Below are 15144 nucleotides of genomic sequence, written 5' to 3'. Positions count from 1 at the left end.
CCAAAAAGAGAAGGGGCGGGCATCGTTGGCCCGCCCCGCAGATTTCACGATTCAGCGGTACTCGCCCGCGAACTTCTCTACTTTTTCCAGCGCGGCGGCGGTCACAAAGCCGGGGCCAGAGTTGATGTTGTTCCCCGGCAAAACGCCGTAGCGGTCATAGTTTGAAAGAATTACCACCGGCAGATAGGCCTGCAGGAAGGGCTGCTGGTCGATGCCCCACTGAATGGTGCCGTCTTTGATACCCTTGACGATTTCAGTACCAAGGTCAAAAGTGCCGAAGTAGATATCGCCCGCGATCCCCATTTCTTGAACCGCCAGAATTGTTGGATCAGCCGAGGTCGGCCCCAGGGTCAGGATCGCATCCGTTTCAGGGTTGGCCGTAAGATAAGCCATAACGCGGTTTTTGATCTCGGCAGGGTCCTGACCGGAATCGATCATGCTGCTACCAAGCGGAACCCCAAGGCCATCTGCGAAACCGCGGCAGCGCTCGGCCACAACCGTGTTGGAAATCACATGGTTCACGCAGACAAAGCTTTCGATCCCATCGCCTTTGGCACGAATGCCGGCGGCAAGGCCCGCATCATATTCCGGTTGGCCGACAAACATCAGCGCGCCGACGTCACGGGCCTGCTCTGCCGTGCCGGAGTTGATGATGATGACGTCAACCCCCTGATCAACCGCATTGCGGATCGGGCCGGACAGAACATCAAAATCGGCGAGGGTTGTAATGATGCCATCGGGTTTGGACGCGGTGGCCTGTTCGATGATCCGCGCCATATCTGCCAGATCGCCGGTGGGCGGGTTGCGGTATTCAACTGTAACGTCCATCTGCTTGCCCGCAAGCGCGATCCCGTTTTTGATTGTGTTCCACCAGCTGTCCGAATCCGGGGCGTGACTGACCAGAATATAGGTCAGGTTATCGCCACCTTCTTGGGCAGAGACCATAAGCGGGGATGCAATGACCGCGGCCGTCACCATCAACTTCTTCATCATGGATTTCATGTTATTCCTCCCTAAGACGCCATTCCCTTGGCAAAAGAGCAGGGGTCACCTGCCTCTCATCACCATAAAAGCACGGATTCGATTTTTTTGCAAGCGGTTGCAAAAAGAAGCGAATAGTTTTCTACTGCGGGGGTGTGTGGGTTAGGATATTCAAGCGCAGTCAAACGGCAAAGGGTAGGTCAGAGATATGACGGTGACGCTGAAGGATGTTGCAAACAGGGCGGGGGTCTCGACTTCGGCGGTGTCGCGGACGTTTACCGATGGCGCGTCGGTTTCCGTTAAGATGCGCCAAAAGGTGCGGAAAGCCGCGAATGAACTGGGGTATAGCCCGAATTTTCTGGCCCGCAGCCTGACAACCCGCCGAACCAAACTCATCGGTCTGGTGTCCAACAACTTTCACAACCCCATTTTCCTTGAGGTCTTCGACCTGTTCACCCGCAGCCTTCAAGACCGGGGGCTGCGCCCGCTTCTGGTCAATCTCAGCAATGAAACCGATCCCGAAAACTCGGTGCGGATGCTGCGGCAATATTCGGTTGACGGGGTGATCGTCGCCTCCTCCACCCTGCCGCCCGCCTTTTCCAAGGCATTTCGGGACAAGATGATTCCCGTGGTCAACACGTTTGGCCGACATTCCAGTAACCCGGAGGTGCATGTGGTCGGGATTGACAACATTGAGGCCGGGCGCATGGCCGCGCGGGAACTTGTTGCGCGCGGCTATAAATCAATTGCGTTTTTGGGCGGGCCAGAGGCGGCCACCTCTACGCAAGACCGCTTGCAAGGGTTCAGGGAAGGGCTTGCCGCCTATCCAGATATAGAGCTGCGCCACTCCTTTGCCGCGGCCTATTCTTTCAAGGCGGGGCGCGTGGAAATGCTGCGTCTGTCAGAGAGCGGCCTGGCGGAGGCGTATTTCTGCGGCGATGATGTTTTGTCGATCGGGGTGCTAAGCGCGCTCAAGGATATGAACAAGCAGGTGCCACAGGAAGTTGGCATCATTGGCCTTAACAATATGGAAATGGCAGGCTGGGAAAATATCGCATTGACCACGATTGCCCAGCCGATCAAGCAGATCATCGCCTCGTCAGTGGAACTGATGGTCGCCATGCTGGATGAGCCGGACCGCTATCCCGAAGCGCGCCTGTTCCCCTGCCAAGTGGTCGAACGCGAGACCTTGCGGCCCCGCGTCTGATTGTCAGCGAAACATCGGCGGGCGCGCATCGACCCAGGCGCCATGCTCTTTGGCCGAGGTGACAGCCGCATAAACCGCCGCCATCGACCGCACACCATCGGCGGCATTTGGCAAACCGTCGCGGGTCTCGCCACGAATGGCATCGGCCAGATCGCAGTAGATATTCGCCACGGCCAGCGGGAACCCTTCGGGATGCGCGATAGCAACCCGTGACAGGCGTTGTGCATCGGCATGCAACCCGCCTTCGCCCTTTTCAATGATCTGCGTGCGCCCGCCCACGGGGGTATAGACCAACTGGTTCGGCTGTTCCGACGCCCAGCGCAACCCGCCGGTTTCGCCAAAAATCTGGATGTCGAACCCATGCTGCCGCCCGATGGCAACCGAGGATGTCCACAGCCGCCCGACCGTCCCGCCCGACATGCGGAAATTGACCATCGCGTCATCCTCCAGCACCCGGCTGGAAATGGTCGAGGCGAAATCGGCAGACAGGGTTTGCACCTCATCATCGCAGATGAAACTGGCCATATGCAGCGCATGAATACCGCAATCGGCAAACTGCCCCGACACCCCGGCCATCGCGGGATCATAGCGCCAGCGCACGCGCGGATTGTCGGCATCACTGGCATCGCCGTGGTGGCCATGGCTGAAGTTGGTGACGACAAGCCGCACCTTGCCCAGCTCACCCGCGCGCACCATCGCACGGGCTTGGCGCACCATTGGATAGGCGGAATAGCAGTAGTTCACCGCGCAAATCTTGCCCGTGGCTTTGGCCACGCGCACGATTTCTTCGCCTTGCTCGACGGTCATCGTCATCGGTTTTTCGCACAGGACGTTGAAGCCCGCCTCAAGAAACGCTTTTGTGATCTCAAAGTGGGTGGCGTTGGGGGTTGCCACGGTCACGAGGTCCACCCGGTCGGCGCGGTTCTTTTCACCGGCCAACATCTCTTGCCAGTCGCCATAGGCACGGTCTGGCGCGATGCCCAGGGCCTGCGCATAGGCGCGACCCACATCGGCGCGGTGGTCCAGCGCGCCTGCCGTGAATTCAAACAATCCATCGGCTTGCGCGCCCAAGCGGTGGGCTGGCCCGATTTGGCTGCCCTCACCACCACCGATCATGCCCCATTTCAGTTTTGCCATGTCATTTACCCCTAGAAACCAATGGATTGCAGATATTCCCGGTTGGCGCGCGCATCTTCCAGCGGCGTGCCGGGCATCGACGGGTCACAGTCCTGTTCGACCGTACACCAGCCCTCATAGCCCGCGTCCAGCAACACTTGCCGCACGGCGGGGAAATCAACATCCCCCTGCCCGAGGTTGCAAAAAATGCCCTGCCCGCAGGCCTTGTAGAAATCGGTCCGGTTGGCCACGACATCCGCCTTTACGGCCGGATTGATGTCCTTGAAATGCATGTAGGAAATGCGACCCATATGGCGCTTCATGAACGCCACCGGATCAAAGCCCGCATAGGAGTGATGGCCCGTGTCGAAACAGATTTTCAGGATGCTGTCGTCGACCTCATCCAGCAGGCGCTCCAGCTCCGGCTCAAAGTCCATGAAGCCCGCGGCATGGGCGTGGATGCCAACCGTCAGCCCGTATTCCTCGGCCCCCATTTTGGCGATGGTGGCGATGCGGTCGCGAAAGGCGTTCCATTCGGCGGTATCCATCTGCTCTGCCTCATCCGCGCGGCCCGCAGTCGGGGCGCGGCGGGGCGAAATGCTGTCGATCAGCACCAGATGTTGCGCGCCATGCGCGACAAGCGCCTTGCAGGTCCGCTTGGCGGCATCCTTTACATCATCCCACATCGCGGGATCATGGAAGGCGCGAAACACAACGCCGCCGATGATCTGCAAATCACGCGCGGCCAAGGCGGGCGCAAGGATTGCCGGATCCTCGGGCATATAGCCGATGGGGCCAAGCTCTATCCCTTTGTATCCTGCGCCCGCGCATTGATCCAACACGGATTGCCATGTGGGATAAGACGGATCACTGGGAAATTCGATGCCCCACGAACAGGGGGCGTTGCCGATTCTGATGGTCATATGACTGCCTTTCACATTTTCAGACGGACGCAATATCGACCCATGCTTTCGCACGCGATGATGCCATTGCCGCCGCCACAACCTGGTTTACATCCATGCCATCCTTGAAGGTTGGCCAGACAGGGGCTCGGGTTTCGATCGCGCGCAGAAAATCGCGCGCCTCGATGATGATCTGGTCTTGATATCCGGTGCCATGGCCCGGCCCCTGACAAAACGGCGCATAATCGGGATGGGCCGGGCCAGTCAGGATTTTGGAAAAACCGCGCGTGGCCTCGGGCTCATCGGCGCGGTACAGCCAAAGCGCGTTCTGATCTTCCTGATCGAAACGGATTGCGCCTTTCGTGCCCGTCACCTCATAAGCATAACCCATTTTGCGGCCATGCGCGACGCGGCTGAAATACATTTGCCCCATCGCACCATTGGCGAAACGGCACATCATCTGGCCGTGGTCATCATTGGTCACCGCGCCGCCGGGGCGGGACGTATGGACGGTTTCCACCTCGGCCACCAGCGAGGTGATTGGCCCGATCAGCGCCAGCGCGCCATTGATCATATGGGGCGCAAGGTCCCCCATCGTGCCATTCGCATCGCCATCGGTGCGCCAGTTGGCGGGGGTGGCGGGGTCGGCCAGAAAATCCTCGGTATGCTCGCCGCGAAACCATGTGATGTCACCGATCACGCCATCCGCGATAAGCTGACGGGCGAACTGGCTGGCGGGGGTGCGGATATAGTTAAAGCCCACCATGCTGATCTGACCTTTGGCGGCGGCAACCATGGCGCGGCTGTCCTGCAGCGACGCACCCAATGGCTTTTCACAAAACACCGGCTTGCCCAGCGCAAAGGCAGCTTCGGCAATCTGGCGATGGGTGTTTTGCGGCGACGCAATCACAACCGCTTCCACCTTTGGGTCCTTGACCAGGACCCGCCAATCTTCGGTGCCGCGCGCAAACCCGTAAGCCGCGCGGTAGCGTTCCGCCGAGGCGGGCGTAGAGGCGCAGATCATCTCCAGCCGCGGGCGCAGGGCGGTGTCAAACACCGCGCCAACCGCGGCCATGGCCACTGAATGTGCCTTGCCCATATAGCCGCCGCCGATGATCCCGATGCCGATTTCTGTCATGATCTGCCTCTTTAGATAAAAATAGGTTTGCAACCGGTTGCAAAATTAGTATCCTCAAATTCGAAAACGCGCAAGCGGCTTTAAGAAAGATTTAAGCGAATGACCAATAGCACCCTTCGATTGACCACAGCGCAGGCGATCATCAAATACCTTGCCAATCAGTACATCGTTGTGGATGGCCGCGAGATGCGCGTCTGTGGCGGGGGCTTTGGCATTTTTGGCCACGGCAACGTCACTTGCCTGGGCGAAGCGCTGTATGACAGCCGCGATGCCTTGCCGCTCTATCGTGGCCAGAATGAACAAAGCATGGGGTTTGCAGCGGCGGGCTATGCCAAGCAATGGCTGCGCCAGCGCTTCATGTTTTGCACGGCAAGCGCGGGGCCGGGAACGACCAACCTTTTGACCAGCGCGGCCCTTGCCCATGCCAACCGCCTGCCGATGCTGCTGCTGTGTGGCGATGCGTATACCACGCGCCTGCCCGACCCGGTGCTGCAACAGCTTGAACATTTCGGCAACCCCTCGCTGGGCGTGAATGACGCTTTCAAGGCAGTGACCCGGTTTTGGGACCGAATCACCCATCCCGCACAGATATTGCAATCCTTGCCCGCAGCGCTGGCCACAATGCTGGACCCCGCCGATTGCGGCCCCGCTTTCATCGCTTTGCCGCAGGATGTTCAGGGCTGGACCTTTGATTACCCGGAAAGCTTCTTTGCCAAGCGCGTTCACCGCATCCGCAGGCAGGCCCCGGACGTGGCAGAGATTGCCGATGCCGCTGCGCTGCTGAAGTCGGCCAAGCGGCCGATGATCATTGCGGGCGGCGGTGTGCAGTATTCGCAGGCGGTGGCAGAGCTGACCGATTTTGCCACCACCCATAACATTCCCATCGTGGAAACCATCGCAGGCCGTGCGAACCTGCATCAGGATCATCCGCTCAATATCGGGCCGGTGGGCGTGACCGGATCAGACAGCGCCAATGCGATTGCGGAACGCGCGGATGTGATTTTGGCTGTTGGCACCCGGTTACAAGATTTCACCACCGGATCGTGGACCGCTTTTGCCAAAGATGCCAAGATCATCGGGCTGAATGTGGGCCGCCACGATGCGATGAAACACCTCTCGATGCCGGTGATTGGGGATGCCAAATTGGGGGTTGCCGCATTGGGTGCGGCCATGGCTGGCTATGCCGCGCCGGATGAATGGACGGGTTTTGCCAAGGACGCGCGCCGCAAATGGGTCGCCTATACCGATGAGATCACCACCGTCGGCAATGGCCCCAACTCTTACGCCCAGGCGATCCGCGCCGTGAACGACCTTTGCGACCCGCGCGACCGCGTTGTCGCGGCTGCCGGGGGGCTTCCGGCCGAAATAACCGCACATTGGCAGACCAAAGACATCGGCACCGTGGATGTGGAATTCGGCTTTTCCTGCATGGGCTATGAAATCGCCGGCGGCTGGGGCGCGCGCATCGCGCAATATGAGCAGGAGCCGGAGAAGGACACCATCGTTTTCACCGGTGACGGGTCCTACCTGATGCTGAATTCCGACATCTACTCATCGGTTCTGACCCAGCGAAAGCTGATCATTCTGGTGCTGGATAACGGCGGTTTTGCCGTCATCAACAAGCTGCAAAACAATACCGGGAACACCAGCTTCAACAACCTGCTTTCCGACAGCCCAACCATCCCCGCCCCCTTTGCCGTGGATTTCGAAGCCCATGCGCGGGCCATGGGGGCCAATGCCGAAACCGTATCAAACGCGACCGAGCTGGGGGCGGCGTTTGTGCGTGCAAAGGCGGCCGATAAAACCAGCGTGATTGTGATGCAGGTGGACCCTTACGACGGTTGGACAACCCAAGGCCACGCCTGGTGGGAGGTGGGCACACCGCATATCACCGATAACCCACGCGTCGCCGAAAAGCATCATGAGATTGAGGCGAGTCGCACCCGCCAGCGAAAGGGCGTCTGAATGGATCTTGTAGCTGCCATCAAGAAAAATCGTTTCGTCGTCCTGGGGCGCGTAGGTATGGACCTCTATCCTGCCCCCGGCACCGCGACCGAGGATGCAGACAGCTTTACCGCCGATATGGGCGGATCATCGGCCAATATCGCGGCGGGAATCGTTAAACTGGGCGGGCAGGCCGCGCTGGTCACGCGGGTTTCTGATGATGCGGTGGGGCGGTTTTGCGTCAAGAAACTGCACCATTACGGCGTTGGCACCACCTATGTCACCCCCGTTGGCGGCGAGGCACGCAATTCGCTCGCACTATACGAAAGCCGCGTTGCCGGGCACCAATCGGTGATCTACCGCAACGGGGCCGCCGATTTTGAAATGACGACAAAGGATGTGGAGGCTGTGGATTACAGCCAGTTCGGTGCGCTGATCACCGCCGGAACCGTCTTTGCGGCAGAGCCATCGCGCAGCGCCACCTTCCGCGCCTTTGATCTGGCCCGCGCGGCGGGTCTGCCGATTATCTTTGATGTCGATTACCGCCCCTATAGCTGGCCCAGCCCGCAAGTGGCGGCCGAGGTGCTGTCCAAGGCCGGTGCCATGTCAGATATCATCGTCGGCAATGATGATGAATTCGGCTTTATGGCGGGCGACAAGGGCAAAGGCCTTGCCATGGCCCGCGAATTGTCACGCTCCAGCGCCGGCATCGTCATCTATAAAATGGGCGAGCATGGCGCGGTGACGTTTCGGGGCGCAGAGGAGTTTCGCACCGGCATTTACCCCGTGACCGCCCTTAAACCCACAGGCGCGGGCGACAGTTTCATGGCCGGGTTTCTGACCGGTCTGGCCGATGGTCTTGATCTGCAAGCGGCGGTGCTGCGCGGCTCTGCCTGTGCGGCCATTGTTGTGGCCAAACCCGGCTGCGCGCCTGCCATGCCCTATCCTGCTGAACTTGAACAGTTTATCGCCACCCATCCCGGCCCAACCAAAGCCACCTGAAGGAACGTATTATGCATATCGCCCCCCATGACAATAAAAACAAGCCCATCGTGGATGCCGACGATCCGACAGTGCCGCTCAATTACTTCAACATCGTGATGCTGAAGGCGGGAGAGGCGTTTGAATATCAGGTGCCGGGCTATGAAACCTGTGTCGTCCCCGCGACCGGCACCGTTGATGTCAACGTAGAGGGCGTGGAATTCAAAGCGCTCGGCAACCGCACCATCGACGTCTGGGACGGAGAGCCGGAGGGCGTTTATGTGCCCGTCGGGGCCAAAGTTACCATCGTGGCCGTCCGCGATACCGAAACCTTTATCGCCGGGGCGAAATACGACAAGGTGCTGTCGCCGTTCGATGTGCGGGTGGCGGAACTGGACAAGGTACAATACGGCAGCGATGACACCAAAACCCACCGCAAAATCAAGCATATCCTTGGCCAGAAACAGCACGACAAAGTCGGCCGCCTGTTGGTGAGCGAGCTGTTCACCGTGGGCCAGGGCGGCTGGTCCGGCTTTCCGGCGCATAAGCACGATACCGACCGCCTGCCAATTGAAACCCGCCATGATGAAACCTATAATTTCCGCTTCAAACCCAATCACGGTTCGGGCGTTCAAATCCTTCAGCGCGAAGAGGGCAAGCCGGGCGATGCCTATCAGCTCATGGATCGCTCTACCATTTGCATCGACAAGGGCTATCACCCCTGCGCCGTGATGCCGGGCTATGAGATGTATTATTTCACCATCCTCGGCGGGCTTAGTCAGCGGTCGTTGGTGCAGTATTTCCAGCCGACCCACGCCTATCAGGTCGAAACGATCCCTGGGATCAAAGACATGGTGGCAAAGTTCAAATGAGCCTTGTCACCTTGTCCGATGTGCTTCAGCCTGCGCTGAAAGGCGGCTATGCCGTGGCCGGATTGGTCACGCTTGGCTGGGAAGATATGCGCGCCTATGTGGCCGCAGCAGAGGCAGAGGGCTGCCCCGTCATCTTGCAGGCCGGCCCTTCCTGCCGCGCCCACACGCCGCTTGCCATTTTGGGTAAGATGTTCCGTCATCTGGCTGAAGGGGCCAGCGTTCCGGTCGTCGCCCATCTGGATCACGGCTATACAATGGCAGAGTGCCGCGAGGCGCTTGACGCGGGCTTTACCTCGCTGATGTATGACGGGTCGCGCAAACCCTTGCAGCAAAACATAGACGAAACCGCCGCCGTCGCCGAAATGGCGCATGCGGCGGGGATTTCTTGCGAAGGTGAGATTGGCTTTGTCGGCTATGCCAGCGGCGAAAGTTCCGCTGGCACCGACCCGGAAGAAGCGGCGATCTTTGCACGCGACTCGGGCGTTGATGCGATGGCAATCTCGGTCGGCAATGTGCATTTGCAGCAAGACAAGGAAGGCGGGCTGGACATGGCACGCATCCGCGCGATTGAGGCGGTAACACGCCTGCCGCTGGTGATTCATGGCGGGTCCGGCGTGCCGCTGGCGCAACGTATCGCACTGGCCCAAGGCTCTAAAATCTGCAAATTCAACATCGGCACCGAGTTGCGCATGGCCTTTGGGGCCGCATTGCGTGACGCTGTGAACAAAGACCCCAACCGCTTTGACCGGGTGCAAATCCTGTCCGAAACCCACGCCCCCCTGGTTGCGGCAACCCGTACCGTCCTGCGCGCCTTTGGCCCTGCAAAAACAAAGGCTTGACCCAAGATCAAGATCGGAATTCGGGGCTGTGATCGCATCGGGCAGGTTCATGCCGCTTCTATCCAGCGGGTGCCCGATGTGCAGCTTGTCGCTGTCGCAGAACGCGTTGAAATCTTTGATTTCAGGCAGCGTTATGTGAGGAAGGCTTTAAGGCGAAACGCTTTAGGCCCTGTTCATCGTTGACGCGAGGAATGCTCCTTTTCAAGGGTTGGCGACGAAAGGCCAAGCCAGCTTCATGGGTCACCCTGACACATTCATTGAGCGGCGAAACAGCAAGAGGCTTGCGGTGAAAAAGACACCCCCCAGGCCCGCCATAAGGGACAGATCACGCCAAACAGCATCCAGACCCGCACCGCGAAACACCACCGCCTTGGCAAAGGCCAGAAAATGCCGCGAGGGCAGCGCCATGGTCAGGCGTTGCACGATGTCGGGCTGGCTTTCAACTGCGCCCATCCCGCCCGAAAGCATGATGATCGGGATCACCACCATGATCACCAGCAGGGCAAATTGCGCCATGCTGCGCGCGACGGTGCCCAGAAACATTCCGATAGCGGCGGCAGCGCCCAGATAAACCGCCGTTCCGGCCAGCAAAAGCGGCACTGACCCGGCAATCGGCACCTGTAACAATTGCTGCACCACCAAAAACAGCGACAGGGTAAAGGCCGCCAGCACCACGACCACATTGGCCAGCACCTTGGACAGCGCAATCTCCAGCGGGGTCAGCGGCATCACCATCAGATGTTCAATCGTGCCCTGTTCACGCTCACGCAGCATGGCCGCGCCAGTCAGCGCGATGGTCAGCAAGGAAAGCTGGTTCAGCAGTGACGACATCGCCTTGAACCAGACCGGGTTGCCGTTGGGGTTGAAGGCGCGGCGCAGTTCCAGTTGCAAGGCAGGCTCGGGGGCATCGGGGCTGCCAGACAGGAAGGCGCGGGTTTCCGATTGCAGGATATTGGCGATGTAATCGGTGCCAAGCTGGGCCTGCGATACGGCGGTTGCGTCAACTTCAAGCTGGGCGGTGGGCATCAGGCCCGCGATCACATCTGCCTCGAACCTTGGCGGAAACGACAGGACGAACATGATGTTTCCGGCGTCCATTTCCGCCCTGACCTGATCGGGCGCGATCATCACCGGCGTCTGGAACCAGGGCGGGCCAAGCGCATCGGTCAGCGCGCGGGTCAGGGTGGATTGATCCTCATCCAGAATGGCGATGGCGGCGTTGCGCACGGTATCGCCGGCGCCGCTTGCCTCTAGCATCACCGCGATGACAAAGGACCACAGGATCAGGACCACCATGACCGGATCGCCCAAAACGCTTTTCAGCTCTTTGCCCGCCAGCCAGAAGATGTTTGTCAGTTGCCGCATCGCTTACTTCTCCTGCTTGCGCAGCGCGAGGATCGCGAGGCCGGTCAGGACCGGGCCAAAAGCGGCAAGGCGCAGCAGGTGGCCGGACAGTTCCGACAGGCCAAGGCCCTTGGTGAAGGTGCCAACGCTTATCCCCATATACCAGGTGGTCGGCCAGAACGTGCCCATAACCCGCGCCGCCCCTTCGAGTGAGGAGACCGGCGTTATCATGCCAGAAAATTGTAGCGTTGGCATCACCGACAGGATGGCGGCGGCAAATACCGCCGTTACCTGCGTGGATGTCAGCATTGACACCAGCAGGCCGTAACCCGTTGCCGCCACGGCATATAGCAGCGCCCCCAGCACCAAGGCCAAAGGGTCGCCTTTCAGCGGCACGCCCAGCACCGTCACCACCAATGCGGTCAGGATGACAAAGTTAAGCAGCGTGATGCCGATATAGACCAGTTGCTTGCCGATCAGAAATTCGGCGCGGCTTGTGGGGGTGACGTAGAAATTGGTGATCGTGCCGATTTCCTTTTCCCGTGCCACGCTGACGGCCATCAAAATTGCCGGGAACAGCAGCAGCAACAACGGCGGGATGGATGGGCCGATCGCAGGCAGGCTTTCCATCGCTGGATTATACTGAAACCGCGGGATCAGTTGCGCGGGCGGTGCCGCATCGGGGCTGCGTGGCGTGGCCAGATCGGCCAGCGCCAGCGCCGATTGCCCGGCCTTGGCCAGCACATCGGCATGGGCGCCTTTGACATAGCTTTCCACCGTGCCCGCGCGGTTGGTATCGGACCCGTCGATCAGCCCGGCAATCTCGGCCGTCTCACCCCGCCGAACGGTGCGGCCAAACCCCGGCGGGATTTGCAGCGCCAACGCCAGTTCGCCGCTTTCCATCCGGCGTTCCAGCGCGTCAGGGTCGGAAATCGGCGGTTGTTCGGAAAACCACGGCGTGTCCTCAAACCCGGAAAGATAGGCGCGGCTTTCGGGGCTGCGGTCCAGATCAAACACGGCAAAGGGAATGTCGCGCACCTCTTGCGAGATGCCAAAGGACATGATCAGCAGCAACAGCGCCGAGCCGACAAAGGAAAACACCAGCCGCACCGGGTCGCGGCGCACCTGCATTGCCTCACGCGTGGTATAGGCCAGCAGCCGCCCAAGGCTGAAGCTGCTGGCGGGTTTGCTGTGGTCTTGCGCGGTGCTGGCCAGCAGGCCCTCATCTGCCGGGGCCTCGGGGGGGTGGGCATCAAGCATATAGGCGATGAAGGCATCTTCCAGCGTTGCCACCCCGCGCGCCGCGATTAGTGCCTTTGGCGCATCCGACACCAGCACCTTGCCCGCATGCATCAAGGATATGCGGTCGCAGCGCATGCCTTCATCCATGAAATGCGTCGAGATGAAAATCGTCACCCCGTCACGGTGGGCCAGTTCCAAAAGCATCACCCAAAAGGCATCGCGCGCCTGCGGATCGACGCCGGATGTCGGCTCGTCCAATATCAGGATGTCGGGTTCATGGATCACCGCAACCGCCAGCGACAGGCGCTGGCGCACCCCCAGCGGCAAGGACGCGGCACCTTGATCAAGGTAGGGTTCCAGCCCGAAACGCGGCACCAGTTCGGCCATTCGCTTGGCTGTCAGCGCGCGCCCAAGGTGGAACAAGCGGGCATGCAAAAGCAGGTTTTCGCGTACCGTCAATTCTCCGTAAAGCGAGAAGGATTGCGACATGAAACCAACCCGCCGCCGCGCCTCAAGGTTTTGCGCATCGACCGGCTGGCCGAATATCCACGCCTCGCCCGTCGTGGCGGGGGTCAGGCCGGTCAGCATTTTCATCGTGGTGGTCTTGCCGCAGCCGTTGGAGCCAAGAAAGCCAAAGATTTCACCGCGTGCGATCTCGAAACTGACGTTATCAACGGCGGTAAAGTCGCCAAACCGCTTGGTCAGGTTTTGCGCACGAATGGCAGGGGGCCCCGGTTCAAAAACGGCGGGGGCAGGGGCGGGGGCGGCTGCCTGCGCCGCATCGCCGCCCAGCAGCGCCACATAGGCGGCCTCGACCGTATCGGTTTTGCTGCGCTCCATCAGGTCGGCGGGGCTGCCGGTGGCCAGAATTTTCCCCGCATCCATCGCCACCAGAAAGCCGAAACGCGCCGCCTCTTCCATATAGGCGGTCGAGACGAGCACGCTCATCTGCGGGCGGTCGGCGCGGATTGCATCAATCAAATCCCAGAACTGGCGGCGCGATAGCGGGTCCACCCCGGTTGTCGGCTCATCCAGCAGCAGAAAATCGGGATCATGGATCAGGGCCGCGCATAGCCCCAGCTTTTGCTTCATTCCGCCCGACAGCTTGCCCGCTGGCCGGTCCATGAAGGGGGCAAGACCCGTGGCGCGGGTCAGGCGGGAAATCCGGGCGTTGCGCTCGGCCTTGCCCAACCCGTAAAGCTTGCCGAAGAAATCCAGATTTTCTTGCAGGCTGAGGTCATGGTACAGGTTCTTGCCCAAACCCTGCGGCATGAAGGCAATGCGCCGCCCGGCATCGGCGCGGTGGTGGGCGCTGGCCATAGCGCCGCCCAGGGTTTCCACTTGGCCGGACTGCAATTTCTTGGCCCCCGCGATCAGCCCCATCAGCGTGGATTTGCCCACACCATCCGGCCCGATCAACCCGATCATCTGGCCCGGTGGCAGATCAAGCGTCACGTCTTGTAACGCCTGCACCTTGCCGTAGCGGTGGCTTACCCCCTTTAGTTGTGCGACGGGTGATGTCGCGCTGTTCATGGCGTGGTGCCGGGTGCCACCGCCCCGCCTATTGCCGCAGGCAAAGCGGGCACCAGCGGCGGCGTCAGGCCCGTGGGCCAATCAAGAACAGTTCCGTCCGGCCCGGCCAGACGCACCCACGCCATGCCGCGCACCCCGGTCTTGACCTGTGCAAGATGCCCGGCCACCAGTTCTTGTGGGATGCGCACGCGGATGCGGAACATCAGGCTTTCGCGTTCGGCCACGGTTTCAACCTGCTTGGGGGTGAATTGCGCCTGCGGGGCCACAAAGCTGACAACGGCAGGCACGGAAATATCGGGCATCACATCAACAATAATCCGCGCCTCATCACCCAAAAGCACCCTTGGCGCCGCACTCGCGGGCAGGAAAAACTCCATATAGATATCGCCAAGGCTGACCAGCGTCAGCACCTTGCCGCCGCCGCCCAGAACCTCACCCGGCTGCGCCAGACGGTAAAGGACGCGACCCGATTGCGGCGCGTAAAGCGTGCTGTCGGCGATGCTGGTTTCAATGCCGCGCAGGTTCGCGGTTTCGGCATCGACGCCGCGTTGCTTGGCCACGACACCCGCCATCGCCGCCTCCAGTCCCGCCTCGTCAACCTGTACCTGGGTGCGGCTGATGTCGAGGTTGGCCTGCGACACCACATCGCGCGCGCTGAGCGATTCCGCGCGGCTTAACTCGCTTTGCGACAAGGCGAGTTTCGCCTTGGCCTGCGCAACACTGGCCTGCGCCACGGCCACTGCTGCCTCGGCACTGGCCACCGCAGCCTGCGCTTTCAAACTTTGGGCGGCCAGTTCGGCGGTGTCCATCACGGCCAACACGTCGCCAGCCTGTACCAGATCGCCCTCGCGCACCGTGATTTCGGCAACGCGCCCGGCCAGACGGGTGGAAATATCGACCAGATCCGCCTCGATCCGGCCATTGCCACGGGCAAAGCCTTCGGGCGGTAGGTCGCTGGGGGCCAGCAAAACCTTCCATGCAGCGAACCCTATAAAGGCGGCCAACACGACCAGAACAAGCGCGATGGAAATTTTACGAGACATGC

At 60.5% G+C, this 15144-nt stretch carries 12 protein-coding genes; 5 read left to right on the top strand and 7 right to left on the bottom strand.

The annotated features are described in order from the left end of the window. Window positions 1-51: 51 nt before the first annotated feature. Entirely contained in the window at window positions 52-1002 is a 951-nt protein-coding gene (locus VDP61_RS00325; RefSeq protein ID WP_323004957.1) for a sugar ABC transporter substrate-binding protein, read from the bottom strand. Between the two features lie 187 nt (window positions 1003-1189). Here VDP61_RS00325 and VDP61_RS00320 point away from each other — a divergent pair, with 187 nt between their 5' ends. Beyond that, complete coding sequence (locus tag VDP61_RS00320) at window positions 1190-2188, top strand: LacI family DNA-binding transcriptional regulator (protein WP_323004956.1); 999 nt, start codon at window positions 1190-1192, stop codon at window positions 2186-2188. 3 nt (window positions 2189-2191) lie between these two features. Here the strand turns inward: VDP61_RS00320 and VDP61_RS00315 are convergent, their stop codons facing one another. Genes VDP61_RS00315 through VDP61_RS00305 form a run of 3 tightly spaced genes read right to left on the bottom strand, consistent with a single transcriptional unit; the run spans window position 2192 to window position 5344 of the window. Further along, window positions 2192-3325, bottom strand: a complete 1134-nt coding sequence (locus VDP61_RS00315) for a Gfo/Idh/MocA family oxidoreductase (RefSeq protein WP_323004955.1) — start codon at window positions 3323-3325, stop codon at window positions 2192-2194. Window positions 3326-3336: 11 nt separating this feature from the next. Then, window positions 3337-4227 (bottom strand): sugar phosphate isomerase/epimerase family protein, encoded by an 891-nt coding sequence (locus VDP61_RS00310; RefSeq protein ID WP_323004954.1) that lies wholly within the window; start codon window positions 4225-4227, stop codon window positions 3337-3339. A gap of 19 nt (window positions 4228-4246) precedes the next feature. Further along, a complete protein-coding gene (locus VDP61_RS00305) occupies window positions 4247-5344 on the bottom strand; it encodes a Gfo/Idh/MocA family oxidoreductase (protein ID WP_323004953.1) in 1098 nt (365 codons plus the stop codon). 99 nt (window positions 5345-5443) lie between these two features. Here VDP61_RS00305 and iolD point away from each other — a divergent pair, with 99 nt between their 5' ends. Genes iolD through VDP61_RS00285 form a run of 4 tightly spaced genes read left to right on the top strand, consistent with a single transcriptional unit; the run spans window position 5444 to window position 9980 of the window. Further along, window positions 5444-7309, top strand: coding sequence for a 3D-(3,5/4)-trihydroxycyclohexane-1,2-dione acylhydrolase (decyclizing) (gene iolD / locus VDP61_RS00300; protein ID WP_323004952.1), 1866 nt, complete (start codon window positions 5444-5446; stop codon window positions 7307-7309). Then, window positions 7310-8290: a 5-dehydro-2-deoxygluconokinase gene (gene iolC / locus VDP61_RS00295; protein WP_323004951.1), complete on the top strand. Its 981-nt coding sequence runs from the start codon at window positions 7310-7312 to the stop codon at window positions 8288-8290. Window positions 8291-8301: 11 nt separating this feature from the next. Further along, window positions 8302-9141 (top strand): 5-deoxy-glucuronate isomerase, encoded by an 840-nt coding sequence (locus tag VDP61_RS00290; protein ID WP_323004950.1) that lies wholly within the window; start codon window positions 8302-8304, stop codon window positions 9139-9141. Next, window positions 9138-9980 (top strand): class II fructose-bisphosphate aldolase, encoded by an 843-nt coding sequence (locus VDP61_RS00285; RefSeq protein ID WP_323004949.1) that lies wholly within the window; start codon window positions 9138-9140, stop codon window positions 9978-9980. Before VDP61_RS00290 ends, VDP61_RS00285 begins: the two co-directional genes overlap by 4 nt. Window positions 9981-10220: 240 nt before the next feature. On the opposite strand, the gene VDP61_RS00280 is transcribed toward VDP61_RS00285, so the two are convergent. From VDP61_RS00280 to VDP61_RS00270, 3 genes are read right to left on the bottom strand one after another with little or no spacing between them, the layout of a single operon-like run. Further along, a complete protein-coding gene (locus VDP61_RS00280) occupies window positions 10221-11345 on the bottom strand; it encodes an ABC transporter permease (RefSeq protein ID WP_323004948.1) in 1125 nt (374 codons plus the stop codon). Between the two features lie 3 nt (window positions 11346-11348). Beyond that, a complete protein-coding gene (rbbA, locus tag VDP61_RS00275; RefSeq protein ID WP_323004947.1) occupies window positions 11349-14099 on the bottom strand; it encodes a ribosome-associated ATPase/putative transporter RbbA in 2751 nt (916 codons plus the stop codon). Then, window positions 14096-15142, bottom strand: coding sequence for an HlyD family secretion protein (locus VDP61_RS00270; protein ID WP_323004946.1), 1047 nt, complete (start codon window positions 15140-15142; stop codon window positions 14096-14098). Before VDP61_RS00270 ends, rbbA begins: the two co-directional genes overlap by 4 nt. Window positions 15143-15144: the final 2 nt, after the last annotated feature.

This window comes from Pseudorhodobacter sp. (assembly GCF_034675685.1).
Taxonomy (GTDB): Bacteria; Pseudomonadota; Alphaproteobacteria; order Rhodobacterales; family Rhodobacteraceae; genus Pseudorhodobacter.
The sequence above is the reverse complement of the archived record's forward strand: the minus strand, read 5'-3'. Positions and strand labels throughout refer to the sequence as shown.

Coding starts and splice junctions, on each gene's coding strand:
- VDP61_RS00325 (WP_323004957.1), bottom strand. CDS start 1,002: ATGAAATCCATGATGAAGAAGTTGATGGTGACGGCCGCGGTCATTGCA.
- VDP61_RS00320 (WP_323004956.1), top strand. CDS start 1,190: ATGACGGTGACGCTGAAGGATGTTGCAAACAGGGCGGGGGTCTCGACT.
- VDP61_RS00315 (WP_323004955.1), bottom strand. CDS start 3,325: ATGGCAAAACTGAAATGGGGCATGATCGGTGGTGGTGAGGGCAGCCAA.
- VDP61_RS00310 (WP_323004954.1), bottom strand. CDS start 4,227: ATGACCATCAGAATCGGCAACGCCCCCTGTTCGTGGGGCATCGAATTT.
- VDP61_RS00305 (WP_323004953.1), bottom strand. CDS start 5,344: ATGACAGAAATCGGCATCGGGATCATCGGCGGCGGCTATATGGGCAAG.
- iolD (WP_323004952.1), top strand. CDS start 5,444: ATGACCAATAGCACCCTTCGATTGACCACAGCGCAGGCGATCATCAAA.
- iolC (WP_323004951.1), top strand. CDS start 7,310: ATGGATCTTGTAGCTGCCATCAAGAAAAATCGTTTCGTCGTCCTGGGG.
- VDP61_RS00290 (WP_323004950.1), top strand. CDS start 8,302: ATGCATATCGCCCCCCATGACAATAAAAACAAGCCCATCGTGGATGCC.
- VDP61_RS00285 (WP_323004949.1), top strand. CDS start 9,138: ATGAGCCTTGTCACCTTGTCCGATGTGCTTCAGCCTGCGCTGAAAGGC.
- VDP61_RS00280 (WP_323004948.1), bottom strand. CDS start 11,345: ATGCGGCAACTGACAAACATCTTCTGGCTGGCGGGCAAAGAGCTGAAA.
- rbbA (WP_323004947.1), bottom strand. CDS start 14,099: ATGAACAGCGCGACATCACCCGTCGCACAACTAAAGGGGGTAAGCCAC.
- VDP61_RS00270 (WP_323004946.1), bottom strand. CDS start 15,142: ATGTCTCGTAAAATTTCCATCGCGCTTGTTCTGGTCGTGTTGGCCGCC.